We start from the raw sequence: 24,710 nt of genomic DNA, 5'->3' as shown, positions 1-24,710 counted from the left end.
ATGACTGAGGCCAGCGACATACCGCAAAGGCGGACCTTCGCGCGGATCGGCACCTTCATGGCCGAACGGCGGGGGCTGGCGCGCGACTATTTTTCGGCGATCAGCGGCGCCGGCGGGCGATTGGTGTTTTCACTCGCCTATTTCATCGCGCTCGCCAATACGCTGTCGATCGCAGAGTTCGGCATGTTCGCCACCGCCTCGGCGGCCGGCGTCATGCTGTCGAGACTTCTCGCCTTCGGTTTCATTTCGGCACTCTACCGCACCGCCACCATCCGCCCCAATCTGATCGGCACGTTCACTGCGGGTTTCCTGCTGCTCGGCGCCGCCTCGCTGCCGCTTTTGGGCGTGGCCTCGTTCGGCGTCTACCTGATCTTCTTTGCCGGCACCGTGCCGCTGTCGGTATTCACGGCGATCGTTTTTGCCGAGGCGCTGCTGTGGCGGCCGGTGGAAGTGGCGCTGATCGTCAACAACGGGCTGGGCAAATTCGGCCGTGCAGCCGTACTGGCGATCCTGGCCACCGCACTGCGGGCGCTTGGCGCGGTGTTGTTCATGGTCTCGCCACAGCATGGCATTTGGATGTGGTCGTGGTTCTACATAGGGGCCAACGCCGCCTCGCTGCTTTTGGCTTTCGGCTGGTTCTATCCACGCCAGCGGCTGCGGCTGCGCATCGAACTCTATCTGCGGCGCCTCGCCGATTCCATCTATGTGGCCGGCGCGGAGGTGTTGTTCTACCTGCAATCGGAATTCGACAAGCTTCTGGTGCTGGCGATCGGCGGCCCACATCTGGCCGGCATCTATGCCATCATCATGCGGCTCGTCGACCTGACGGCGATCCCCATTCGCACCTTCTCGATGATGCTCGTGCAGCGCATGATGCGTGCGCCGGAGCTGCTGTCGCGCCTTGCGGTAAAGAGCGGCATCGAGGGCGGCGTGTTCCTCGTTTCAACGCTGGCGCTGGCAGCGCTTGGCATCGTGCTGCATTTCTTTCCCAACGCGCTCGGCAGGAATGTTTCCGAGGCCGCACCCCTGGTGGCGTTGGCGATCTGCGTGCCTGGACTGCGCAACCTGGTCGAATACCAGGCCGAGCTTCTTTTCGCGCGCGGCCAGACGCTGGTGCGGGCGCTCAATCTCGGCCTGCTTGCCGCCCTCAAGGCGCTGCTGCTGACCTATGTGCTGACCACCATTTCCGAAACATCTGATCTGGTGCTGTCGCTCAACATCGTCTTCCTGCTCCTCTATCTCGCGTCCATGCTGCTGACCTATTCGGCGCTGCGCAGACCGGCCAAGGCAATCTAGGACAATCAGCGATCAACCCCGATCAGGCGTCGGATCCGGCCGACATCGGTACCGATGAATGACTGCATGCCGATCGCCACCTGCTCTGGCGCCATGCTGGCAACGAAGCGGCGGAACTCGTCGTCCGACAGCGCCTCGCCCGTCCAGTGGACGCGGCAGAATTCTTCCGAACCGTGAACGTGGCCGGCTCCGTCCAGCAGATCGTCGACATAGCGTCCGTAGATCATGCATTCGGAGAATTTGCGGGCCGAGCCGATGACCTCGGCCCAGTCGCGGCCATGGACCTTTTCGATCCGGCCGCACATGGCAAGCACCGTGTCGCGGCGCCAGGCGATCAGCGTCGAGATATAATCATGGACCGATGTCCGGGACGAATCGATGCCAAGTGCCGTTCCGGCATTGCGCGACCACAAGCGATGCTCGTCATGGCCGTCATCGGCGAGCACGCCGTCCCGGCGGAACAAACGCGCCTTGCCATCCCGCCAGAAGGCACCGCAATCGAAGGCCTTCAGGAAAGCGACGTCGGAATCGCAGAAGATCAGCACGTCTTCCCCTGCGTGCGCCGATATGGCGATACGGCGCAGTTGCTGCACGTGCCAGCCACGCAGCGGCTGGGTCTTCAGGCTGAGCCAGACGCGGCGGCGAAACAGGCTGAGCGGATCGTCGAAGGCGCGCAGCCAGCGCGGCAGGAGATCCCGCTCGTCGACGATCGAACGGCGGCTGGTCTCCAACTGGCGGAAAAGCGCAAGATCGCGATGTTCGACCAGAATGTAGTGGTGCGCGGAACCCGAGACATGCCGGTCAAGCGTTTCGCACAGCAGTCGGCAGCGTCCGAAATCCGGGGCGTAGCTTGCCGTCACAACCGCTGCCGTCGGCGTCTTCGGCAACAGGCCTGGGCCGGCCAGCGGGTCTGGGACGAACCGCTTGTTCAACGAAACTCTCCTGGAGCATCCGCGACGCCCTCGGCGCCGCGCGACCATTTCTGTTTGACGACCCGCCACAGGAACAGGGGGTTGCCGACCACGTAGCGGCGCCAGAGCCGGCCGGGCTCGACCGCCAGACGGAACAGCCATTCCAGCCTCACGCGGCGCATCCACAGCGGCGCGCGCGGCACCGAGCCGCTCAGGAAATCGAGCAGCGCGCCGACCGCGATCGGCAGCGTGCAATGGCGTTCGTCGATGTGGCGTTCAATCCACAATTCCTGGCGCGGCACGCCCATCGCGACCAGCAGCATATCAGGCCGTAGCTTTGCGATCCGGTCGATGATCTCCGGCTCCTGCGCGGGGGAGAAATAACCATCGTGAATGACCACGAAGTCGTGCTGCACGGCAAGTGCCGCCAGCTTCACGGACGCCGCCTCGGCGTTGACGCGGGTCGCACCGAGCAGGCCCACCGTCAGCGGCCTCTTGGAAGCCTGCAAGAAGGCCGGCACGAAATCGGTGCCGTTGAGATTGTCGGGAAACGGCGCGCCGTAGAGAAGCTTCGCGGCGAGATCGACGCCAATGCCGTCCGGCAGGATGAGGAAATCGTCGAGCGCCCCGGCGAACACCGGGTCGGTGTGGGCGATATTGGCATTGTGGGCGTTAAGGAAACTGACCTTGGTGAAGCGCCGCTCGGCGATCAACCGGTTCAGCAAGGCAATCGCATCGTCCCAGCGGATCGCCAGCACCGGGATGCCGAGGATTGCCTTCAGGCTGTCAAAGCCGAACGCGGCGCGGGCGGCGTGCATGTTCATGCAAGCACCTCCTGCCGCACGGCGCCGATTTTTTCGAGACCGACACGAACCGCGGCGTCGAGCGCCTTGACCTGCCGGCGATGGAAGGTGCTGCCATCGACATCGTGAATGTCGGCCGCGGCGGCCTCCAGGGCCTTGGCGAAGCCGGCCGGATCGTCGGTGACGACGCAATTGTCGGGGCGATGGTCGATGCCGCGCAGCGACCGGCTGGTGGCGACCGAGGGCAGGCCAAGCTCGAAGGTCTCGATGGTCTTCAGCTGCACGCCGCTCCCCGCGGTGCTGATCAGCGGGATGACGGCCGCGCCGCGCACGAAAGCCCTGGCATCCGCGACACGGCCGACAAACTCGACGCCCGGATGCGCGGAGGTGACGCCGGAAGGCATGTGACCCGCTATGCGGATGCGGAAACCAGGCCGCAGATGCGGCACCACCTTGCCCAGGAACCAGTCGAGGCCGATGCGGTTCGGCTGCCAGGTCCAGGTGCCGATCAGGGCCGCGTCGCAGTCGATCGCGCGCCGGCCTTTCCGGACTGGCGCCGTGGCGCCGGTCACCAGCGGCAGCACCGCCGAACGATCATCCGAGGCGACGCCAAGTGCCACGCGATCCTCCTCGGCCAACGTGAAGACAAAACGCGCGCGGCGGCAGAGGCGCTCTTCGACCAGCTTGAGCAGCCTTGCCTCGCGCCGAAACAGCAGGCGTTGGAAAATGCCGGGGGCGGCAACGGCGTTCTCCCGCGCCGAGAGGTGCTCGACATTGTGGGCGACGAAAATCGAAGGTCGGTCTTCGAAGACCCGTTCGAAAGCACCGGCAAATTGCACGGAATTCAGCACATAACCATCGAACGGACCGGCTCGTTCGAGGGCGGCCTGAACATCGTGGCCGGACACCGCACGCAACTTGACCGACGCGAAGGTCAGGCCTGAAAAATTCGCCTTGCCGACCCATGCAAGCTGTTGCAGCGGCGAAGCACTTTCGGTGCGCACGTCGACCGCCCCCAGCACCACGGTATTTTCGGGATCGGCCGCGGCTTTCCCGGGCCAGGTGAACCCAATGACCGTGACGCGCGCGCCAGCGCGCCGCAGGGCGGCGATAATCGCGGCGTTGGCTATCTCGTAGCCCGAGGAGAGAGCACCGTCGGGCACGATCGATGTGGCGAACAGCAGATGCATCTTACCTATCCTGTGTTGTAGCCGGTAGCAAAGCGCGGTGAACCCTTGATTAAACGAGCACGATCAACGCCCCAAATCCGATGTCTGGCGGGCCTCTCCGTGCAAGGTGATTAACGAAACCTTATCATCGTGGTGCTACCAGAACGCGACTCACGACGCGGCTGGACACGGATGATCCCTTTGCCATTGGACGGTTCGGTATCGATCGCGGGACGGTCCCGCCTGCTCGACGTGGAGGCCGTCGAAGCGATCGTCACCTTGCCGACCTTCAAGCGGCCGCGGCAGGTGCTGGAGACACTGGCGTCGCTTCGCGCGCAGCAAACCGACAGGCGCTTTGCCGTCATTGTCATCGAGAACGAGGCCGAGGCGCGGGAGGGCGCCAAGGCGGTGCTGCCGCTGTTCGAGCGCGGCGAGATACCGGGCATGGTCATCATCGCGCATGAGCGCGGCAATTGCAGCGCCTACAATGCCGGCTGGCGGACGGCGATCCTGCAGTTCCCGTACTTCAAGCACCTGCTGGTCATCGACGATGACGAGATCGCCGATCCGCAATGGCTGGAGCGGATGTGCCACGCCGCCGAAACGCTCGGCGCCGATGTCGTCGGCGGCCCGCAGATGCCCGTTTTTGCCGAACCCGCCCATGCCAAATGGGCCGAGCATCCCGTCTTCGCGCCCCCCTACCGGGAGACGGGACGAGTGCCCGCGCTCTATTCGTCCGGCAATCTTCTGGTCGGGCGCAACGTGCTGACCGCGATGGGGCCGCCGTTCCTCGATCTCAAATTCAATTTCATGGGCGGCGGCGATTCCGACTTTCTCAGCCGGTCGGCGCAACGCGGCTTCGTGCTGGGCTGGTGCGCCGAAGCCAAGGTGCGGGAGACCGTTCCGGCCCGGCGCGTCGAGACCGACTGGATCCGCGCCCGCAGCCTGCGCAACGGTGTCATCTCGACACTGGTGGAAAAGAAGAGGCGCGCCGGCATGCCGTTCGCCGGCGCCAAGGTATTCGCCAGAAGCCTGGCGCTGCTTGCCGCCTCGCCGTTTCGCGGCATCATGCGGCTGGCGCGCACGGGATCCCCGGCGGTGGCCATCTACCCCATCCATGTGGCGCTCGGCCGCGTGCTGGCCGAATTCGGATACGCCAATGAGCAATACCGCCAGCCTGAGAAGAACTGATCGCGCCCCGCTCAGCGCCGCGTTCACGCGCGCGGGTGTGGCGACCGCGATCGCCGCGCTGCTGTTCACCGTCATCATGGTGTCCTTCCGCCCGTTCCAGCCGGCCGGCGCCGAACTCATCGGCGAAGGGGGCGACATCGTCAATCAGCTCGGCTTCGGCTCGCTCGGCGGGATTTCGATCTTCGCTCTGATGGCCTTCGCCGATCCGCGCGTCGTGCGCTCGCTGCTCAGCCCGTCCTGGATACTGATGCTGGGCTTTTTCTTCCTGTCGGTGGTGCTGGCGACCGATCCGCCCTCGGCAATGCGCGCGGCGTCCTTCACCATGATCGGCATCCTGACGATGGCAACGATCCTGGCGCTACCCCGCGACGCCGAGTCCTTCTCCAGGGTCATCATCTTCACCGCGGTCGTGGTCATGGGCCTGTCCTATCTCGGCCTGATCGTCTTTCCGCACGAGGCGATGCACACGGCTGACTCGCAGGAGCCCGAACATGCCGGCCTATGGCGCGGCGTGTTCACCCACAAGAACATCGCCGGCCCGATCATGGCCTGCTTCAGCTTCGCCGGGCTTTATCTCTACCGACGCGGCCAGCGCTGGTGGGGCGCGGGTATCTTCTGCGCGGCGATGATCTTCATGCTGCACACCGGCTCCAAGACCACCGCCGGGCTGGTGCCGTTCTCGATCCTGATCGTGATGTTTCCGAGCCTGATGGGCATGCGGCTCGGTACGCCGATCCTGTTCATGCTGGCGATCATTGCCACGGCGGTCGGCACGCTGGGCATCGTCTTCCTGTCGCCGGTGAAGCATCTGGCGGCCATCTACTTCCCCGACCTCACCTATACCGGCCGGACGACGCTGTGGGAGTTCGCCGGCTCGATGCTGGCGAAGAAGCCGTGGACCGGCTACGGTTATGAGAGCTTCTGGGGCACGCCGCTGCTGCTCAACCAGGACCAACCCTTCGATCGCCCGTGGGACATCAGGACCATCGTGCACGGCCATGACGGCTATCTCGACATCGCGGTGCTGATGGGCATCCCTGCCCTTTGCGTAGCGGTCTACACTTTCCTCATCGCACCATTGCGCGACTATATGCGCATTCCGCCGCGCAAGGAGAACATCTATCTCGGCGATTTCTTCATGATGGTGGTGCTGTTCACCGCACTCAACGCCTTTCTCGAGAGCTTCTTCTTCCATCGCGGCGATCCGGTCTGGCTGTTCTTCGTGCTCGGCGTGCTGGGCCTGAGGCAAGTGTCGTTGCGACCGATCGCGGTGCGCACGCCTGTTCAGCGGTCCTGAGAGGGCTTCCCCACCGATACGCGAGCGTCTATGTCATGGCCTTTCCTCGGAGGGCTCTCGATGACGATCAGGCTTGTTCTCGCCGGTTGCGGCAATATGGGTTACGCCATGCTCTCGGGCTGGCTGAAGTCCGGCAAGCTTGCACCCTCGGCGGTTTTCGTGGTCGAGCCCAATGCCGAGCTGCGCGATCGCGCCGTGGCGCTTGGCTGCGGCGCGGCAGCGGATGCCGGAGCTATTCCGGCGGATGCCGTGCCCGATCTGGTCGTCATCGCGGTGAAACCTCAGGTGATCCGCGACGTCACCGCCGCCTACAAGCGCTTCGGCGACGGACGCACTACTTTCGTAAGCATTGCCGCCGGCACGCCGTCCGCCACCTTCGAGGGCATCCTCGGCAACCGTGCCCCCGTTGTGCGATGCATGCCCAACACGCCGGCGGCCATCGGCAAAGGCATGATGGTGGTGTTTTCCAATCCCCTGGTTTCCGCCGACGCCAAGCGCTTCGTCGCCGACCTCCTGTCGGCCAGCGGCGAAGTGGCCACTATAGACGACGAGGGCCTTATGGATGCGGTGACCGCCGTGTCCGGATCGGGTCCGGCCTATATCTTCCATTTCATCGAGGCGCTGACGGTGGCCGCCGAGAAGGCCGGCCTGCCGGCGGCGACCGCCAGGCTGCTCGCCATGCAGACCGTCTACGGCGCCGCATCGCTCGCCGCCGAAAGCCGCGAGGACCCGGCCGTGCTGCGCAAGCAGGTGACCAGCCCCAACGGCACCACGGCGGCGGCGCTTGGCGTGCTGATGGACGAAGACCGGCTGATCAATCTGCTCACCGAGGCGGTGGACGCGGCGCGGCTGCGGTCGATCGAACTAGGGAAATAGAGCAGACTCCCTAGGCCAGATCGGTATGCGAGAAGTCGTTGCCTTTGTAGAGTAGAGCAGAGCAGAGCCGCGGCTCTTTGCGCATGCATAGGACAGGCAATCGGCCAGGTTGAGTTGGGCGCGATGTCCGCGTCCTCTTCCATAGTCTGAAAAGCTTGGACCGCGAGCTTGGCGTCGCGGGCGTCGATGGGAACGATTTCGATTTCGCACTCGCGCAGAAAAGCCTCTATCGCCACTTCAGCGACAAGCAACTCGACGGCCAGCATAGTTGAAAGCCGCATAGCCGCCTCGAGCACCACCAGCGCGGAAGTAATCTTGCGAGGTGCTACCGAGATGCGGTTGCTCCACTCGCCAGCATCTCCTTCTAGCGAAAGAATTGCGACGACCGCCGAGGTGTCGACAAACATCAGGAGTGGCCCCATATCTCATAGATCTCATCCTTGTGTACGGGCCGGCCGCCCTGGCCAGCTCTGGCTTTGAGTTCATCGGCGATGGCAGCCAGCCGCCGCGCCAAAGGAGCGCGTCCACTTTCCCGTTTCAGTTCGGACTCAAGAGCCTTCGATCACCGCCTCGGTCATCGAAATCTTGCGTTTGGCGGCGAGCCCCTGTGCCAGTTCACGTGCACGCGGGTCCCTGATCTGGAGGTTCATTGATCGATCCTCAGCGTCATCTGCCATTGCAATATGGGGCAACTGTCATGACAGCGCCACAACGGGCTTGTTTCCGTACAGCATCTCGTCTTGCAGGCGGCGCAGCGCGAACAGACTGGTCGTCCGGTCTGGCGTTGCATTGTCGGCGGTCAGCAGTTCGCCTTTCCTGACCGGCTTCAGCACCTTGCCGCCCTCGAGCAGGCCGACCGGCACGGCGCGCTGGGCACGCGCGTCGCCGACGGTCATGGTCCAGGAGCGATAGCAGGCCTCGCCGATCGCATCGAAGATTTCGCCGGCGGCGAGATCGCGCTTGGCGACGGCGCAGACCTCGGCAACCGGCCGCGGCAGCGGGACCATGTCGGGCTTGCCGAACAGCACGATGCGAGCGGCGGTCAGCGGCACTTCCAGTGACGTCAAATGGTACGGCCGGAACAGGCTGTAATAGGGACCGCGGCCGATATGCAGGTCGTCCATGCGTTCGACGATGCGCGGATGCGTCGCCTCGACGATGACGAAGACACCGGGCGCCACACCCTTGCCGATGGTGTAGTCGACGACGCCTTTTTTCAGCAGGAGGCCACCATCCTCGCGCGGGATCAGCACCTTGACGAGATCATCGCGGTCGGCCTTGGGACCATGCATGCCGGGCACGTCGGGCACCAGCCCAGTGGCGTTGGCGATGGCGCACATCTCGACCATGGTCTTGGAGCCGTCGACGAACTCGACCAGCATGCGCGGGTTCATGTTGCGGCGGGTCGCTTCCTCGCGATAGTCGTCGGGCACGGCATCGTGGTTGAGCGGGTTGTTCTTGCCCTTGCCGGCCGAGACGATGGTAAGGCCGAGTGCGGACGCGAACTCGATCAGTTCCATGCAACTCGACGGCTCGTCGCCGGCGCCGACCGAATAAACCACGCCAAGCCGGTCGGCCTGCTGCTTGAGGTAACAGCCGATGGTGACGTCGGCCTCGACATTCATCATCACCAGGTGCTTGCCGTGCTCCATCGCCATCAGGTCGAAATCGGCGGCGACGCCTGGCTTGCCGGTGGCGTCTATGACGACGTCGATCAATGGGTTGGTGACCAGCAGCTCGTTCGAGGTGATGGCTATTTTTCCTTCCTCGATGGCCGCGGTGACTTTCGACGCGGTGTCGGCTTCGACCGCCATCGCTTCGTCACCGTAGGCGATGCGGATGGCGTCACGCGCGGTGTGCGGGCGCCGGGTCGAGACGGCGCAAACCGCAATGCCGGGCATCAGCATGCCTTGCGTGACCAGGTCAGTGCCCATTTCGCCTGAGCCGATGACGCCTATGCGTACCGGGCGGCCCTCGGCGGCACGTCTGGCGAGATCGCGGGCAAGCCCGGTCAAGGCGACATTGGTCATGCGGGATGTCCACAGCTTCTTGGTTTGGAGGCGAATTAGCAGGGACCGGTCCCCTGTGCCAACAAAACCGCTCGCGACCGGCGATTTCCAACGAAAATGACGCGAAACAAGCGTCTTGGCCTTGGTCGATTGGCCCAAAGGCCTGCCAATTGACATTGTTGCGAACAGTCTCAATCCTTCGGCGTTCCCGGCATTTCGGTGCCGCATCTCGCCTCGGCGCAATCCTGCCGATCGCCACATCCTGAACTGGGTCATGGACCGCGTTCCGCATCAACAGCAACACCGAATCATCGAGCGCAAGTAGGTCGCTGACAATGCGGCCTTCGGTGGGCTCGGCTCAGACCACTCTGACGTAACTCGTCATGCCCGATTTCTGGTGCTCGATGATGTGGCAATGCAGCAGCCAGTCGCCGGGATTGTCGGCGACGAAGCCAAGGCTCACCTTCTCATTGGGCTGGATGAGATAGGTGTCCGAAATCAACGGCCGCACCGGCCGCGTCGAGGATGACAAAACCTTGAAGCTCATGCCGTGCAAATGCATCGGATGCGATTGCGGCGTCAGGTTCTCCATGTCGATGACATAGCTCCTGCCGAGCTTCAGCTCGGCCAGCGGCGCGGTTGGATCGGGCGTATCGCCCGGCCACGGCACCTTGTTGATCGCCCAGAAACTGTAGCCGAGCGAACCGCAGATGCTGTCGCTCGGAACGTTCTGCGCCGTGGCGCTGAGCGACAGGGAGATATGCTGGGCCGAGCCGAGATCCACTTCCGCCACCGGATTCACTTCCAGCGGGGCAACGTCGCGAACGTCCCGCTTGAGCGAGTTGCCCGTCGCGCGCAGCGTCGCCAGCACCTTGGGCTTGGTGCCCCTGACGTCTCGCAGGCTGGCGATCGCGCCCTCATCGTCGGGCATGCGGATGGCGAGTTCCATGCGTTGTCCCGGTCCAAGCAGCAAGGCATCGGGCGCAAAGCGCTCCGGCACCGGATTGCCGTCCAGCGCCATCACGATCGCTTCGGCGCCGTCGACCCGAAACGCATGGATGCGGGTGACATCGGTAATGGCGAGGCGTAGCCGCACCAGCCCGCCGGCGGGAGCGTCATATTGCGGCTGATCGAGCCAGTTGGCGGTACGCACCGTGCCGTAGGTGCCGGTTCTCGCCGCATCGCGCGGCCGGAACTGATCGATGAACTGGCCGTCGTCGCCAAGGCGCCAGTCGCGCAGGTTGAGGACAAATTCGGCGTCGAATTTCGGATCGTTCGGGTTTTCAACCACGATCACGCCGGTCAGGCCGTGCCCCATCTGCTCCAGCGTGTTGCAGTGCGGGTGATACCAGAAGGTGCCGGCGTCGGGCGGCGTGAAGGCATAGTCGAAATGATCGCCGGTGTAGACGTAAGGCTGCACCAGGAAGGGCACGCCATCCATCTTGTTCGGCAGGCGAATGCCGTGCCAGTGGATGGTCGTCGGATCATCGATGGCGTTGACGAGGCGCGCGGCGAAGGGTTCGCCCTTTTTCATCCTGAGCACCGGCGGCATTCCCGCGTTGCCGTACGTCAGCACATTGTTGGTCTGGCCGACATCGATGAGCTTCGCCTGGATTTTCGCCGTCCGCAGCATCACTGGGTCAGGCGTGGCCGCGGCCCAGCCGCCAATCCTGCCCATGGCGGCAAGCCCGAGCCCGCTCACGCCGGCAAACGCTGCCGTTTTCAGAAGTCCGCGGCGTGTAAATACGGTCATGTCGCACTCCAACGGAAAAGCTGACTGCCCTCCGCATCTTTGCCGTAATAGCCGCACAGGCATGCGTTTGCCAACGACGCCGCGCAGCCCTCCTCGCCTGTCAAGTGCAACGCGGCCGGCAGGGCTGGACTCATTCCGGTCGATGGCGGCTGGTCGGTGGCCTTGCGGCGGGTCTATGTCTGATCCACGCTTGCCAGGAAGCCGGGCGAAGATCGGGTTGAAGCGGTCCGAAGAATCCCAGAACGGCGCATGGCCCGATTTGTCGAGCAGATGCGCCTTGCCTTCCCACAGGTTGGAAAACTTGACCGCTGAGACAAAATCGGTGTTCACGAAAGGCTCGTCGACCAGGCGGACAGGCAGCAGTCCGACAAACCATCATGTCGAAGAACAGCATCTTGGTTAACGAATCGTGTCATGCCGAGCATGCGTTCGACCGATGAGGGCGCGCCACCGGCAAGCGCCATAGGCCAGTTCACATTGCCGACGGCCATCGATTGGTGATGAAATTGTGCTGCCGCGCCTTGTCGATCGGCCTTGCCGGAACGCCGACCGCGGTGCTCCCTGCCGGAATGTCCCTGGTAACAACGGCGCCCGCGCCGATAAGCGAGCGGCTGCCGATCGTGACCTCCTCTACGATGCACACGTTTGGGCCGATATAGACCTCGTCCCCTATCGACGCGGATTTGCCAAGCGTCGCCCCGATCGTCACATACTGGGATATGTTGCAGTTGTTGCCGATCGTTGCCGTATGATGGACCACGCACGGGCCGCCATGGCCGATGTAGAAGCCAAGCCCGATGCTGGTCTCCACGGGGATTTGTATGCCGAATTTCCTCATCTTCAGCGACAGGAAGAGACGGGCTATCCGGCACACGACGGAATTGTCCGACTGCGCGATCCGGTGCCAGACCATGTAGTTGAAGCCCCGATTCGTGAGATATTGCCGGCACAACGTCACGATGTCGCTGCTGCGCGTATAGCGATACAGATCGCTCTTGATGGCCTCGAATATCTGCATGTACGGCCTCGGCACCCATGCCCGGAATGGGAAGGGGCACTAGATCATCCCGGTAGCGCAAAGGGAACAAACGCCGTGGGCAATCCACGGATTCCGGCGCATGCCGTGGCTTCATCGCCTGTCCGTGCCGGAAAGACGAAAAGACCGTGTCACAGGCTGCGTTGTTTGTAGGGCGGCTGGTGCTGCGAGAGAGGATTGAACTCTCGACCTCTCCCTTACCAAGGGAACCGGGGGTTACCAGTAACGTATTCATCACGCGGCCCTTTTCGGCTCGTTGCCGGTCTGGTCCCCGGATTTTCCCCAAGGCAACGCGTTGATGCTCTCCGAATGTGTCTCCACGTTGGTGTGAGCGTAGCGCATCACCATCGCGAGGGTCTTCCATCCACCAAGCTCTTGCAGTTTCGTGAAGTCCCGGTTCGCCTGATAGTGCCATGACGCCCATGTGTGGCGGCAGACGTGCGGGGTGATGTCAGTTTTGAAGACCGACCTCCCGCCCTTGTCGGGGAGCGTCCAGCCAAGGCCAGCTCGCTTGCATGCGCCGAAGAAGGCACTGCCAATGCGCGTTCCTGCGGACGTGTCGACATCGTTGTCAGGGTCGGGGCGCTCGTAGGGCACGCCCTTGTGGGTGACGAACACTGCTCCGTTGCGGCGGTTCGGTTTGCGTAGTTCCTCCACAACGCGGGGATGCAAGGGGACACTGCGCGGCTCCCCGTTCTTCGTTTTTGGAAACGTCACCCGCGCTTTGTTGAGATCGACATTGGACCAATCCAACCATACGGCTTCGCCTGCCCTAGCCCCGGTGTAGAGCATGAAGACGACAAGCGGACGTAGGTGCGGTGCGCAAGCGTCTATGAGCCTGTCGGCTTCCTCGGACTTCATCCATCGCACCTTCCCCTTGGGCTGTTTGGGGCGCGCCAGCGTAGGTACCGGGCACCATCCCTTGCGGGCAGCATGGCGAAGAATTGCCGCCATCGGCGTATAAACCTGCCTATTGAGCGTGGCTGGACCTGCCTTCGGGTAGAGCTTCTTTCCAGCAAGGTCTATGGCATGCTGCTCGATCTCCCGAAGGAGTGTCGTGCCGAAGTGATCCGCCAATGGTTTCAGGAAGCGGCCCTCCCCGCTTCCGTGCTCCAGATAATCTATCGCGGCGACAGCAAAGGTGACGGTGGCCTTCTTGCCATAGACGCTTTCAGTCAGGATTTCGGTTTCCCGTTGGATGCGGATGGCTTCGGCGGCTTCTTTGTTAGAAGTTCCTGTAGTTTCTTCAATGCTTTGGCCCCGGACGGTGCCGCGCATGATCCAGTATGGTGACTTGGGGCGGTGGACGAGTTTGAGGGGCACGGCATTGCCTCATAGAGCTTGTTTTGATCTTCGACAGAAAACACGATTGTTCGGCCCATTAGCCTCCCGATGCCGTGTTTCTTTGCCAGTTTGAGAAGGGTCGCTTGGGAGATGGGAAACGTCCCATCCGCCACAAGCTGCTTGGCCGTCCTGAACTTCGGACCCTTGACGATGAAGCTAAGCGCCATGTCCCGCCTCCTTCAAAACGCACGCCAATTCTTGCCATCCCGCTGCCACGCAATGCTTAGTAAGCTTCGCAAGGACGCTTTCGGGAAGGTGCTCCAGCAACAGCGCTACGGCGTTATGGACGGCCTTGTCGTGCACCTTCTGCACTGCTGGATCGACTGGCAACATCGTCACCACATCGTCGGTGGTATGCTTCGCAGCGATGGCCTTCTTGATCCCGACCCCAGTCTTGGGCGCGCCCTTTTGCCTGATATCCTCTAGGATTTCCGGGGCGAAGTTTGCTTCCATCAGGGCATAAAGAGCGCTGAGCGGAAGTTCCATGTCGATGGTCTCGGGGTTCAAATCGGTGAACTCCGCAACTCGCATGTAGCGCTGTGCGGTTCGCGGCGTCATTTGGAACTCGACGTTGATGTAGTCGAGGAAGTCACCGTGCTTCTTGTAAGTTCTCACGGTGATCAAGTCGCGCCCGATCTGGATTGCCCGCTCCCTGATCGCAGTAGCATGTGCATCAATAGCCTTGATATTTTCATGGATGCGCTGCGTTGCCGTCACAAGCGTTCCAGACGAGGGGAGCGGTAGGTCGCCTTTGGATGGCGCTTCGATCTCGATTTTTTTGACCTTTAGTTTCCACATTCCTTTTACTCCTTACTCGCTCTTAGCGGCGGTCACCTTGCCTTCCAAATAGACCTACAATATACCTGCTAGGTATGCATCACTATCATGCCTGAGAGGTATATCCAAATGACCGAAGAACGTCGCAAGCAAGCAGGGCATCAGATGCAAATCCGCTTCGCAGAAGGATCGGACTTGCGAGAGCGATTGATGGATTTGGCTCGTGTAAACAATCGGTCCCTGACGGCTGAAATCATGTACCGGCTCGAAATCAGTATGCTCGGGATCGAGGCGCGGCTTGAAGGCAGCGAACGGGGCATACGCGACGTCGGAGACCTAAGCTCCGATCATCAGGAAATGCTGTGGGAAGTCATGTTCCGTTTAAAACGGCTGGAAGAACACTGCGGGATCATGCACGCAAAGGTTCCCAGAAAAAGAAGCATGCCACGAACAGGCAAAAAAGCCTAATCCTCGAATACGACACAGTGTCGTTTTGGGATGTGAAATTGATTTCATTTGCGGTTGCCTGCTTCCTCCTTTCCTGACCGTCTTGAAATAACAGAAATGGAGGCTTCGCCATTCGAGGCACGCAAAAGCGAGTGCGGGATGACGTAAGGGTGGCGCGTTTCAATTCTTCATACGTGTGAAGTTATATCTGAAGTTGCCTGCGCGAGACCAAAACTGGATCGTCGTTCCATCCTTTTCCCAGATAAATTGCCCTAGGTCTCCAAGCGCATCGAGGAGGATAACTTCTGTGCCCTTAGGGACGATGATGCAATCGAGTTTGAGTGCCAGATCGTCGCGATTGGCCCCATGCAGGTTGTTGAATTTGTCAACGTCGCCCGGCGATCGACAGCCCGGAGCGCTGTATTGGGCAAACTTCGCGTCCGGGTTGGATGGATGTGGCTGGACCGGTTTCACTGGCGCGGGTTGATCTACCAACACCGGGACGGTCTTTCCTGACGCTGGACCAGAAACATCGGCTGACTTCGATGGCGTGCCGGCATCCGAAACGGGTTGGTTCGCGGGCGAGAGCTTAGCGATTAGATTAACTGCTTCGAATGATAAAGGCGCTGCCGAGCCAATCGCAGTTACGATAACTAGTTTTCTGAAAGCATCTGGTTTGAATATCGCGAGCACCACTAGAGCCAGCAGCAGCGCCACAAGAATAAGGATGACTAAGCATTGCCAAATCGCCAGCTGACCCATATCGGCGTGCCCCACCACGCGAGGCGCTCGGGAAATCCCGCTGAGCAATGACGGGCCGTCCTCAGACGTTGATTACCGAAACGTTGGGAAATTGTAGCTGACTTGCGGGTTTCTGCAAATGGATTGCAAGTTTTCGAAAACTGGGGGTGATCACCCCTAAAGTGAGTGTCCGCCGCCCTCTACACCCATGGTGTGGAGAAGCGCATGGACGATCTACGCAAGCGGTTCGGGCGGTTGGTGATGGCGCACCGCAAGCGCGCCGGATACACGCAAGAGCAACTGGCCGAACGAGCAGGTGTCAGTATCGACACAATATCCAAGATCGAGGTCGGCGCGACGGGCGCTCGCTTTCCGATGATCGAAAAGATCGCTGTTGCTCTTGGGGTTGACCCGGCCGAGCTATTCAGCCCTGCAATCCCCTCCGGGGCATTGCGGCGCGGCCCGCTGCTCGATTTGACAACCCGCTTGGCAGGGCTGTCCGAAAGTGAGCTTCGCTGGATCAGAGGCGTTATCGAGGCGGCACTGAAGAAGGGGGCTTAGCCCGTGCCCACGGGTCGAGCCGCTGCCAATCAGAATTTTCGACTGTCGATATTCGCGAAGATCACTTCGAAAAGGTCGGGCTTCCCATCGTCAATCGAAGATATGTCGCTGCAAAAATCGAAGCGTGGCCTGAGCACCATAAAGAGATATTTGGGGTGACTTAACTGTCTAATAATCACGAGGTATTGGCCCTCATATTCTCCTTCATCCTGATAGAGTACGGAAACGTCGCCTAGCGTCGGCGTAGCTTCGGGGGCCCCATGGTCCACCACGTACCAGTCGGCGTTTTGGCGAGCGTTATTGGCAAGTCCCTCCCAGCCTTCCTGCTCGTTCGCGGCCTGTCCCGGCGGACATTCCTTCGCATTAGCATGGGCATTTGCAAGTAAGGCCACGACGACCGCAGCGCTTAGAGAAAAATAGCTCGCAGGCACCCAACCGCCATTCGAGGGACAAGCGAGGCGGCAAGGCCATCCGAAAATCGGGCGACATCTAGCGAAGATACCGGCTCTCATTGTGCCACCTCAGCGCTTCTACATCCGGTTTCGCATTTTGGGTCGTGGGCAAGGTGATAGCTGAACCATGCAGTTCGTAGTAGTGCCGCCCGTTGTCGAACTCTTCCCGGATGCGGCGGCTGACCTCGAACCGGTGGTCGGGCGTGACGGTTACATAGCCCTGGTCAAAGAGGCTGTGGATATCTCGGCGCATGAGGATGCCATTGCTCGGGGAATGCTCTCCGCCGTCCGCGTAGGGGCGTATATGGGCGGCTTCCAAGGCCGGTAATGTGCGTTCCTTTGTGATGGCGCAGCGCCTGCCATATAGGTCTGTAATGACCAGCCGGAACGCCCCTTGGCCAAGACGCGGGCGGATCAACGTCGGTTCGCCGTAACGTGCTTGCTCCTCCGCAAGAGAGTGTGGACCATCCGAAGGGGCCATAGCGGCCTGTGCGGCCCCCCACAGCGCTTTCCCTTCTGGTTCCGAGGTATCATAGCCACGAAGGCTGACGATGTTCGGTGACCACGATGCTGGGGGAGAAAACCACTGGCTTTCCGGGAGGAAGAACGGCTGGGTTAGTATCCGGCAGCCGATTTCCAGCGGCCCAATGGTAGCAGGGTTCACCTTCCGATAGCGCAGGATGCGGGACCGCATTTCGGCGAGGCTTTTGACGCCGTTCGCCGTTCCGAACGCCTCCCATGCGAGCGACAGGGGCATGATCGTCGAGGAGGCAAAGACACCCCCACCGACGATCATGTTGGTCGGCGCGTGAAGCTTGAAAAGGAACAACTCGCCGGGTTGCAAGGCGCGGAACGACTTCGGCGATGGCGACCAGAAATTTACCTCCGCAAGATCGGGCTGGCGACGTAGCTGGTCAAACCAACCGTCATCGGTTACCGCCACCACGATCCTAACGGCCACGCTGCCTCCCTTGCTGCCTATTCGCTACTACCTTGGTAGGAAGTATCTTCGTTGCCCCTGATGTTCGCCTGTTCGGGCAAGCCCTGTCGCTACCAGCGTTTCCAGAACCTCCTCGATCCTGTCGCGACGTTTGACGGTGTTCCTCCCATCGAACACCGTAGCAATGGTTTCGGGCGGCGTTGGGGCTGGAGCCTTGGCGAGTAGGGCGCGCACAAGCCTAATTTGCTCTAGACCGTCAGTAGGCCATTTCGGCCGGTCCGCAATGTCGGGCAGTACGATGTCGAGCGTGCCGACGTGCTCGCCTTCCAACTTCTGCGCTTTCACCCCCAGCTTCGGTATCTGGTAGTTGGGGCGAAGCCAGCGAACGATGCCGCGCTTTTCCTCCGCCGCCCGTTCATGATTGAGCGCAACCAGCCGAGTGAGAATGTCTTCTTCGGCCCACTCCTGCGCTTCGGTCTTGTGTTGCGACGGGAGGGTGGAACCGGGTTTTCCGACCAGCGCCGGGATCAGGTCTTCCCAGCCGTAGGCGGCAAGCACGGCCCGGTCGATGTCGTCATGGAGTTCCTTCAACAACGAGATCAGGCCAGCCTGATGTACCTCGCGCTCAACGTCCGTGAGCGGAGGCACGTCACATCCGTTTTCAAGTTCGCGCAGCCGCTCTAGCGCGTTATAAAGCCCCGTCATTGTAAGCTGCGGGTGTTCGGCCACCCGCTCTTCTCGAAACCGATCCAAACGTTTGCCCAATTCGGCAAGTCGCCCGAACAATGCAACCTTCCTGGCGTCTTCGCTTTGAATTGGAAAAGGGTATTTGTCAAAAACTAGTGTGTTCTGATAGCGAGGATCGTTGCCCACCCCCATCCGCCCTCCGAGCCTCAGCGCCCACTGGCAATGCACTCGCGAATGGAGGATCGCGAATAGGATGTTGCTGTCGACCGCCAGCCCGATGACGGACCCGTCAATTAGAACTTCCGGCCACGGTTGGAAGACAAAGTATCGATGCTTTGAGACCTCAACGGTGGCGATGTAGCGTTTCTGACCTGCCAGGGCTAAACGTAGTTCAGGTCTTGGCTCACCAAATACCCACCAACGAGTACGATGCGACGACCGCCGGACTTCATCTTTGAACGGTTTTACGTGGTCAAGAAGGTGCTGATAGGCCGCTGGGTAGTTCGCTATAACCTCAGCTTCTGTTATCCCGAAAAGGTCGATAACATAGGTGGGGTCGGCATTGTCTTTAATTTGATCACCACTAATGTAGTAGCGCACCGGCCTACCGAGTTGGTGCGGTCCCTGAATGTGGTGGAGTTGACTTGGCTTGATTTGAAAATCGTCGTGCCCCAGTTTGCAACCCTGAAATGAAAGGCCCTCGTTGCTGGACAATGTACTTGCAGTGGTCACGTCCACGCCGACGCTCAGGTCGGCATGGATTTCCCCCCTTTTACTGACAAGTTCCACAAAGGGGGGCTCACCTCGGACGGCCTTTCTTTCAGACGCGCTGACGAGAAGCTGCCCATCTCCACTTCGCGCGCCAGCTACGGTGAATGCCACTCGCACGGCTGCCGCATTGCTGTCATCAACCCATGGATGATTGGGTATCGCGAGGTGAAGCTGGTACCTGCTACTCTCAGTCAACTTTGACAAAACGGATCGATTGCTGACTTGCGCAATGGTCTTCGTCGTTACGAAGCCGAATTGCCGAATTTTGCCAGCCGCCAGCTTGCTGGCCGCCACCGACCACCAATAGCAGACATAATCCAAAGAGTTGGGCAGGTCTCCATATGCACGAAAAAGGGCGTCAACGTAGCCGCCCCCCAGACGCCTTCTAAGCAATTTGTTGCCTATGAAGGGTGGATTTCCCACAATGAACTCGCAGGTTGGCCACTGCGCGGGCCTTGGATTTTGATAGGAGTAAGTTTCTTGTTGGGCGGACTTGTCGGGCACGAGTTGCCCAGAGGTTGGCGACCTGATGTGAGTTGTTCCGTCCCACACTGTAATCGGCTTGCCGTCATCATGACGAGCTAAGGTGCGATCATCATATGTGATTATGGCATCCCCCTGCCTGATTGTTCCGTAGACGTCCAAGACCGGCTCTTGGATCGAATTCAGTCCCGAAGTCTTGAGCTGCCACTTTAGATAGCCAATCCATAGGACTAGGTCAGCAATGGGCACGGCACGCGGGTTTAACTCCAGACCGTAGAACTGATGCGGATCGACGGTAAACCGTCCGCCGGTTCTCGCCAACCGCTGCCCAACTAAGTCCTTGCCTGCCTCATGAGGGAAGTCACTATAACGATCTGGTTGCCCGCCAAGCCCCGTGATCGCGTCCAGCACCTCGCCTTCCAACTTCTTCATCAGCTCAAGGCTGACATAAAGAAAGTTGCCAGTTCCGCATGCAGGGTCAAGCACGCGTGTCGTGCAAAGTTCCCTGTGGAAGCGTTTGACCGCAGCCAGTGACCCTTTGTGGTCACCCTTGTCGCGCAGTTCCTTCACCTGCCCCTGAACCAGTTCCCAGTCAGCGCGTAGCGGTTCAATGATTGTTGGTACGACTAGCCGCTCGACGTATGCGCGCGGGGTATAATGCGCGCCGAGCTTCGACCGTTCGCGTGGATCAAGCGCCCGCTCTAGCAGCGTGCCGAAGATGGCAGGCTCGACGTCTGACCAGTCTTTGCCTGCCGCGATGCAGAGTTCGTTGATGTCGTCCTTATCGAGCGGGAGGGCCGCACGCTTCTTAAACAGCGAACCGTTGAATTTCTTCACCACGGTATTGAGATGCGGGGCGTAGCCGCCCGTGTCCATCACCGCCCACAACCCTTCCAGCGCGGCCACGAAGTGCTCGGGCGTATCCTTCATCTGGCTCAGCAGCTTCTGAAAGCCTTTCTCCGGGATCAGCTTCACGTCCTCCGCGAACATTGTGAAAAGGCAGCGCATGAGGAACTCGGCCACGTCCTTCGCGTCGTGCTTGCCCTCCAGCCGCTTCGCGATTTTTGCCAGCCGCTCTGCTATGTCGCGGGTGACCTCCGCAGATATGCGGGTCGGGTCGAGTGATAGCGGGTCCGTCCAAATTGCTCGTAGCCGCGCCTGAACTTTTATGTCGCGAAGATCATCCATGCCAATGCGGAAAGTTTGACGGTCGGGAAAGTGGGCATAATTTTTTCCCTGACCGGAGAAGTCGGCAAAGACCTCGATGGTGTGACCGACATCGACCACTAGTAGAAATGGCGGATAGCCATGCTCGACAGGCAATGCGCGCGCGTAATCCTCGGCCTGCTTGCGGGCAGCGAGCATTACTTGATCCCAACCGCGCGTGCCCCTCTTGGCCGGACCGAGCTTGCGCTGGGTGGCGTCTTCCGGGATCAGTAGGTGCTGGCTTGTATCAACCTTTTGGCCAGGACGCTTGCTGGATTGTTTGGCTTCCAGGATGAAGCTTCCGCGTCGGTAGCAATCGATCCGACCCGCAGAGCGCGTTCCGTCGGGATGCTTGAAATCCACCCACCGTTCGAACACGTAGTCGTTTAATTGGTTCTGTTCCTGCGCCATCGCGGGGCGCGGGAGGTTAAGCGCGATGCATAGGCGCTCGATGAAGAGCTGATAGTTGGCCAGCTCAGACCCACCAGAGGCACGCGCCTCGGCGATCAGAGCTTCAAGTTTTTCGGTGTCGATCTGAATTTCCCCCATGGCGGCAAACTAGCCGCGGTGATCCGTAGACGACAATGCAAAAGACTGGACGTTCGAAAAGGCCCAGGTGGGGCGCATTCAGTGCGTCAGCTTGACCAGCTTCAACCGGGGACAAAAGTTCTGGCATGCAGGGCTACATTTTCCCAACGCTGGATAATACGTCAACAGAGGCTTCCGAAATCCGCTAGGTATGTTCGCACAAATCTAAGAGGCGGCGGCCTTCAACACCGGAAACGCTCTATCGCTCCCACCGCCGAGGTGCCGCGCGAACACCACTTTGTCACCGACATGCAGTGGCCGGTCCGCAAAGACCGACGCCTGATGAAAGAATACATCCTTGCCTCGCCGGGCCGAGATGAAGCCAAAGGCGCGATGATCCATTATCCTGTTTACAACGCCAATCTCTCGCGAGCCAGTGGTGTAGCACAGACCTCCACAAGCGGTTACAAGCTCATCAGCAGTTGGCCTCTCCTTTGGATCAACATTCAAGCAGCGCCCTACGATGTCAAATACCTCAGCTGCCACACTGCTGAACTGCGCTTTTCTGCAACGCGCTGGCAGACCGTCGTACTTACCCGCAAGAATTGCGGGGACTGCCCGGAGGCCGGTACCGAACGGTTTTTTGCCAGTTAGAAACTCGTACACTAACGCTCCTACCGACCAAATATCTGACGGCTTACCTGCATCCTTGATCGATTGGATCATCTCTGGTGCCATATAGGGAAGGGCACCAATAGCGGTCTGAGACGCCGTTAAGCTCCCTTCGCCGCCCTCGACAGCTTCGGCAATTTCTTCTTCGGCCAACTTGGCAATCCCAAAGTCTGTTATTTTAAGGCCAATGATGACCTCGCCACCGACCGACATCAAGTTGCTCGGCTTTAGATCGCGATGGACGACGTCAGCGTGATGCGAAGCTGATATACCTCGCACCAACAGATGGAGTATCCGTGCGACTGAGTAAGGGTCGATAACACCCCCAAATACCTTAAAGACCTTTCCGAAATCGGCCCCTTCGATTATTTCCTCTATTAGGTAGGCTCGGCCATTTTCTTCAACATAATCTAGTGTCTTTGCGACGTTCGCGTGATTTACACGTGCCGCCACCACCGCACTTCGTTTGAAACGTTTCTCTGCTGACTTGTTTTGGGGCGACTTTAACGCGACAACTCGGTCTAAGAGAGCATCCCGCGCGCGATAGACCTCCTGCATGCCGCCGCGATCAATATATGACAAGATTTCATAACGGGACCCGACTACGTCGCCGACATTAAGAATGGTCATCGCCCTACCTCGGGATGCGAGACGTCGATGGTGATAGCAATTCGGCCCGAACCCAATTCCGGCGCGCCCAACACAATCACGCAGGAACCAGGCAGGGCACCATTATTGCGGGCAGCCATATTGTTTATGAAAACGCTACCAGACACGTTAGAGATCAAAAATCTTAGCCCGTCATAGTCGATGTCGAGACCGCCCAAGCCCTTCACTGACACCTTCGCCGAAGGATTATTGGTGTCGATCACATATGGCCTCCCGTTCCCCACCATCAGGGCCTTATGACGACCCCTTAGAATGTAGGCTGACAAAATATCTGCAACCTCGGACATCTGAGGTCGCAAATTGGGATCGACCGCCAAGCATCGATTTAGCACCCGCTGTATTTCCCTTTCGAGCGGCAAATCCAAGTTTGCAAAGTCTGCCTCTACGCATGGAAGCTGAGGAGGAACATGCTTCATTCCCGCTGGCAAATCTCGCCTAATCAGTCCAAGAACGGTGACGCCGAACGCAAAAGTGTCTACCGCAGGCGTAAACGCCACTTGCCCAGATGGGGAAGCCCTGAACAACTCTGGTGCCATAAAGCCCGGAGTGCCAACCATGCCTATCGTGGTTGCGCTCAAACTATTGTCCAAACCCTTTGAAAGTCCGAAGTCAAATATCTTTAGGCAGCCCTCGCGATCAATCCGCATGTTTCCCGGCTTGATATCCCGATGAACATGGCCCTGTTGATGGATATCTGCTATCCCGCGAGCGATTGGAAAAGCCAACATCAGGAACTCATTCTGCGATGTCGGCTGAGGGAGGGAAAGAAGATCGCTTCCATCGACGTATTCTTCGATAAGCCCGACAACGTTGCCGACACGGTCTTTCACAATGTCGTATATCTGCACTACATACTGAGAGCGCATATTCTGAAGAGCTGCGATCTCGTCTAGGAGGCGCTTCTGTTCCGTCGTCGCTTTTAGTCTTTTTATCACGACGTTCCGTTCGAGGTTCGCATCCTGATAAAGGGCGGCCTCAGACATCCCCCCTGCAGTGAAACGCTTCCCAAGGTCAACATAACGTGCGGTTAAGCCGTTCATCTATCGACCATCCCGCTTAGGAAAAACTATATCCACTTCTGGCTTGCTGTCGTCCAAGGGCAAGCGCGGTTGTCCGCCAACACGCTTCTTCTTTACCTTCTTTGGTTTTCGGCTCGCAGGTTCTTCAGCTGCTAAGGTGTTAGCCCCATCATCTGTTGCGGGGGCAAATGGACGAGACTTGTCATCCCGCTCTTCTCGGGGGGCATTGTCCTGATCGAATGCGCGGGGCGACCAAATCTCAAGCTGGTTCACCGGACTAAGGCAAATCAAATTCAACTCGGCATTCAAGTTGTCTCGTCCCCACCAAGGTGAGGATTTCATAGAGAGAGCGGTTCCGTTGTCTCTACCGCCGAGAACGGAAGTCAGTGTCAGAAGTTTTCGCACAAGCTTTGAGGGGTCATCCGCGACAGAAACAGCCCGTTCCATTGCCTCTCTTGGAACCCAATGGACGCCGTCGGAGGTTAATAGGATATGAGAGTGCTCGCGAGTATCGATATTGATAATATGCGGCTCTACTCCCTCACCCATACCGACGTATTGTACAAGCCGTGCGTGATGATCCTCGACAGCTCGCTCTTGACCGAGATAACCCGCCAACGTGTCGTCTTTTGATAGTTGGCGCAAGTTACGATCAGGCGTGATGCCGTAAATCCGACTATCGCCGACATTTACTCCAGCAGGGGGTCCGTTCTGAGTGACCAAGACTGCCGAGAGAGTTGCGCCGCTTGAACCGGAGTACCTACTAAAAACGGCGTTGTTCGCATCGATAGCTGCATGCCTCAATCTTGGCTCTGGCCGGAGCCGAGTGGTCCGTAATATTCGGGCGGCAAATGTCGTCAGTGCAAGCACCGCAGCTTCTTCGCCTTTCGCCATCCCGCCTATTCCGTCGCAGAGCATTCCGAGCGCAAAACGCCAGGCAGGATCGGATGACTGCGAAATAAGAAAAAGTGTCCTGTCCTGATTTTCCTCTCGGGAAACTCCGATACTTGTCCCGAGTGACACGTTCGCACGGCTCAAGGCCGCGCTAGGTGCTTTCATGTCACGCAGAAAT

The 24,710-nt window shown here is 59.8% G+C and carries 22 protein-coding genes, 1 tRNA gene and 1 pseudogene; 6 read left to right on the top strand and 18 right to left on the bottom strand.

The window, feature by feature from the left end:
• Positions 1 to 1,296, top strand: a complete 1,296-nt coding sequence (locus X742_RS152790; protein WP_023772814.1) for a lipopolysaccharide biosynthesis protein — start codon at positions 1 to 3, stop codon at positions 1,294 to 1,296.
• Between the two features lie 5 nt (positions 1,297 to 1,301).
• Here X742_RS152790 and X742_RS152795 read toward each other — a convergent pair whose 3' ends face one another.
• The 3 genes from X742_RS152795 to X742_RS152805 are packed head-to-tail and all read right to left on the bottom strand — an operon-like array spanning position 1,302 to position 4,200.
• Complete coding sequence (locus X742_RS152795; protein ID WP_023772813.1) at positions 1,302 to 2,228, bottom strand: DUF6492 family protein; 927 nt, start codon at positions 2,226 to 2,228, stop codon at positions 1,302 to 1,304.
• Positions 2,225 to 3,031: a WecB/TagA/CpsF family glycosyltransferase gene (locus X742_RS152800; protein WP_023772812.1), complete on the bottom strand. Its 807-nt coding sequence runs from the start codon at positions 3,029 to 3,031 to the stop codon at positions 2,225 to 2,227. The genes X742_RS152795 and X742_RS152800 overlap by 4 nt, the downstream gene beginning before the upstream one ends.
• Entirely contained in the window at positions 3,028 to 4,200 is a 1,173-nt protein-coding gene (locus X742_RS152805) for a glycosyltransferase family 4 protein (RefSeq protein ID WP_023772811.1), read from the bottom strand. The genes X742_RS152800 and X742_RS152805 overlap by 4 nt, the downstream gene beginning before the upstream one ends.
• Before the next feature lie 171 nt (positions 4,201 to 4,371).
• Here X742_RS152805 and X742_RS152810 point away from each other — a divergent pair, with 171 nt between their 5' ends.
• From X742_RS152810 to proC, 3 genes are read left to right on the top strand one after another with little or no spacing between them, the layout of a single operon-like run.
• Positions 4,372 to 5,370: a glycosyltransferase gene (locus X742_RS152810; protein ID WP_023772810.1), complete on the top strand. Its 999-nt coding sequence runs from the start codon at positions 4,372 to 4,374 to the stop codon at positions 5,368 to 5,370.
• Entirely contained in the window at positions 5,339 to 6,667 is a 1,329-nt protein-coding gene (locus tag X742_RS152815; RefSeq protein WP_023772809.1) for an O-antigen ligase, read from the top strand. Before X742_RS152810 ends, X742_RS152815 begins: the two co-directional genes overlap by 32 nt.
• Before the next feature lie 60 nt (positions 6,668 to 6,727).
• A complete protein-coding gene (gene proC, locus X742_RS152820) occupies positions 6,728 to 7,543 on the top strand; it encodes a pyrroline-5-carboxylate reductase (RefSeq protein WP_023772808.1) in 816 nt (271 codons plus the stop codon).
• Between the two features lie 203 nt (positions 7,544 to 7,746).
• Here proC and X742_RS1000000175740 read toward each other — a convergent pair.
• From X742_RS1000000175740 to X742_RS152855, 8 genes and pseudogenes are all read right to left on the bottom strand, one after another.
• Positions 7,747 to 7,950: pseudogene (locus X742_RS1000000175740) on the bottom strand (type II toxin-antitoxin system VapC family toxin); the annotation flags it as partial.
• A 141-nt stretch (positions 7,951 to 8,091) separates the two neighbouring features.
• Positions 8,092 to 8,193, bottom strand: coding sequence for a type II toxin-antitoxin system VapB family antitoxin (locus X742_RS1000000175735; protein WP_245275562.1), 102 nt, complete (start codon positions 8,191 to 8,193; stop codon positions 8,092 to 8,094).
• Positions 8,194 to 8,238: 45 nt separating this feature from the next.
• Entirely contained in the window at positions 8,239 to 9,573 is a 1,335-nt protein-coding gene (locus X742_RS152825; RefSeq protein WP_023772806.1) for an NAD(P)H-dependent oxidoreductase, read from the bottom strand.
• 337 nt (positions 9,574 to 9,910) lie between these two features.
• On the bottom strand, positions 9,911 to 11,305 hold the full coding sequence (locus tag X742_RS152835; protein WP_023772804.1) for a multicopper oxidase family protein: 1,395 nt from the start codon (positions 11,303 to 11,305) through the stop codon (positions 9,911 to 9,913).
• Between the two features lie 472 nt (positions 11,306 to 11,777).
• The gene (locus tag X742_RS152840) at positions 11,778 to 12,323 is read right to left on the bottom strand and encodes a serine acetyltransferase (RefSeq protein WP_023772802.1); all 546 of its coding nucleotides are present in this window, start codon (positions 12,321 to 12,323) and stop codon (positions 11,778 to 11,780) included.
• A 177-nt stretch (positions 12,324 to 12,500) separates the two neighbouring features.
• Positions 12,501 to 12,572, bottom strand: a tRNA-Thr gene (locus tag X742_RS152845).
• 3 nt (positions 12,573 to 12,575) lie between these two features.
• Positions 12,576 to 13,664, bottom strand: coding sequence for a site-specific integrase (locus X742_RS152850; protein WP_023772801.1), 1,089 nt, complete (start codon positions 13,662 to 13,664; stop codon positions 12,576 to 12,578).
• Between the two features lie 177 nt (positions 13,665 to 13,841).
• The gene (locus X742_RS152855; RefSeq protein ID WP_023772800.1) at positions 13,842 to 14,483 is read right to left on the bottom strand and encodes a DUF3102 domain-containing protein; all 642 of its coding nucleotides are present in this window, start codon (positions 14,481 to 14,483) and stop codon (positions 13,842 to 13,844) included.
• A 108-nt stretch (positions 14,484 to 14,591) separates the two neighbouring features.
• Between X742_RS152855 and X742_RS152860 the strand changes: the two genes are divergently transcribed.
• Positions 14,592 to 14,930 (top strand): hypothetical protein, encoded by a 339-nt coding sequence (locus tag X742_RS152860; protein WP_031248034.1) that lies wholly within the window; start codon positions 14,592 to 14,594, stop codon positions 14,928 to 14,930.
• 159 nt (positions 14,931 to 15,089) lie between these two features.
• On the opposite strand, the gene X742_RS152865 is transcribed toward X742_RS152860, so the two are convergent.
• On the bottom strand, positions 15,090 to 15,719 hold the full coding sequence (locus tag X742_RS152865; RefSeq protein ID WP_156939394.1) for a hypothetical protein: 630 nt from the start codon (positions 15,717 to 15,719) through the stop codon (positions 15,090 to 15,092).
• A 156-nt stretch (positions 15,720 to 15,875) separates the two neighbouring features.
• Between X742_RS152865 and X742_RS152870 the strand changes: the two genes are divergently transcribed.
• Entirely contained in the window at positions 15,876 to 16,211 is a 336-nt protein-coding gene (locus tag X742_RS152870) for a helix-turn-helix transcriptional regulator (RefSeq protein WP_031248033.1), read from the top strand.
• A gap of 29 nt (positions 16,212 to 16,240) precedes the next feature.
• On the opposite strand, the gene X742_RS152875 is transcribed toward X742_RS152870, so the two are convergent.
• From X742_RS152875 to X742_RS1000000172540, 6 genes are all read right to left on the bottom strand, one after another.
• Positions 16,241 to 16,642: a hypothetical protein gene (locus X742_RS152875; protein ID WP_031248032.1), complete on the bottom strand. Its 402-nt coding sequence runs from the start codon at positions 16,640 to 16,642 to the stop codon at positions 16,241 to 16,243.
• 58 nt (positions 16,643 to 16,700) lie between these two features.
• Complete coding sequence (locus X742_RS152880) at positions 16,701 to 17,624, bottom strand: HNH endonuclease (protein WP_023772795.1); 924 nt, start codon at positions 17,622 to 17,624, stop codon at positions 16,701 to 16,703.
• A 27-nt stretch (positions 17,625 to 17,651) separates the two neighbouring features.
• The gene (locus X742_RS152885) at positions 17,652 to 21,299 is read right to left on the bottom strand and encodes a DNA methyltransferase (protein WP_023772794.1); all 3,648 of its coding nucleotides are present in this window, start codon (positions 21,297 to 21,299) and stop codon (positions 17,652 to 17,654) included.
• A gap of 204 nt (positions 21,300 to 21,503) precedes the next feature.
• The gene (locus X742_RS152890; protein ID WP_023772793.1) at positions 21,504 to 22,580 is read right to left on the bottom strand and encodes a protein kinase; all 1,077 of its coding nucleotides are present in this window, start codon (positions 22,578 to 22,580) and stop codon (positions 21,504 to 21,506) included.
• Positions 22,577 to 23,659, bottom strand: coding sequence for a serine/threonine-protein kinase (locus X742_RS152895; RefSeq protein ID WP_023772792.1), 1,083 nt, complete (start codon positions 23,657 to 23,659; stop codon positions 22,577 to 22,579). Before X742_RS152895 ends, X742_RS152890 begins: the two co-directional genes overlap by 4 nt.
• Entirely contained in the window at positions 23,660 to 24,697 is a 1,038-nt protein-coding gene (locus X742_RS1000000172540) for a protein phosphatase 2C domain-containing protein (RefSeq protein ID WP_084569538.1), read from the bottom strand. It lies immediately after the preceding gene.
• Positions 24,698 to 24,710 lie beyond the last annotated feature (13 nt).

It is taken from the genome of Mesorhizobium sp. LNHC229A00, assembly GCF_000502415.1.
In the GTDB taxonomy this organism is placed as follows: domain Bacteria; phylum Pseudomonadota; class Alphaproteobacteria; order Rhizobiales; family Rhizobiaceae; genus Mesorhizobium.
Note: the sequence above shows the minus strand (reverse complement) of the source record. Positions and strands in the feature narration are given on the sequence as shown.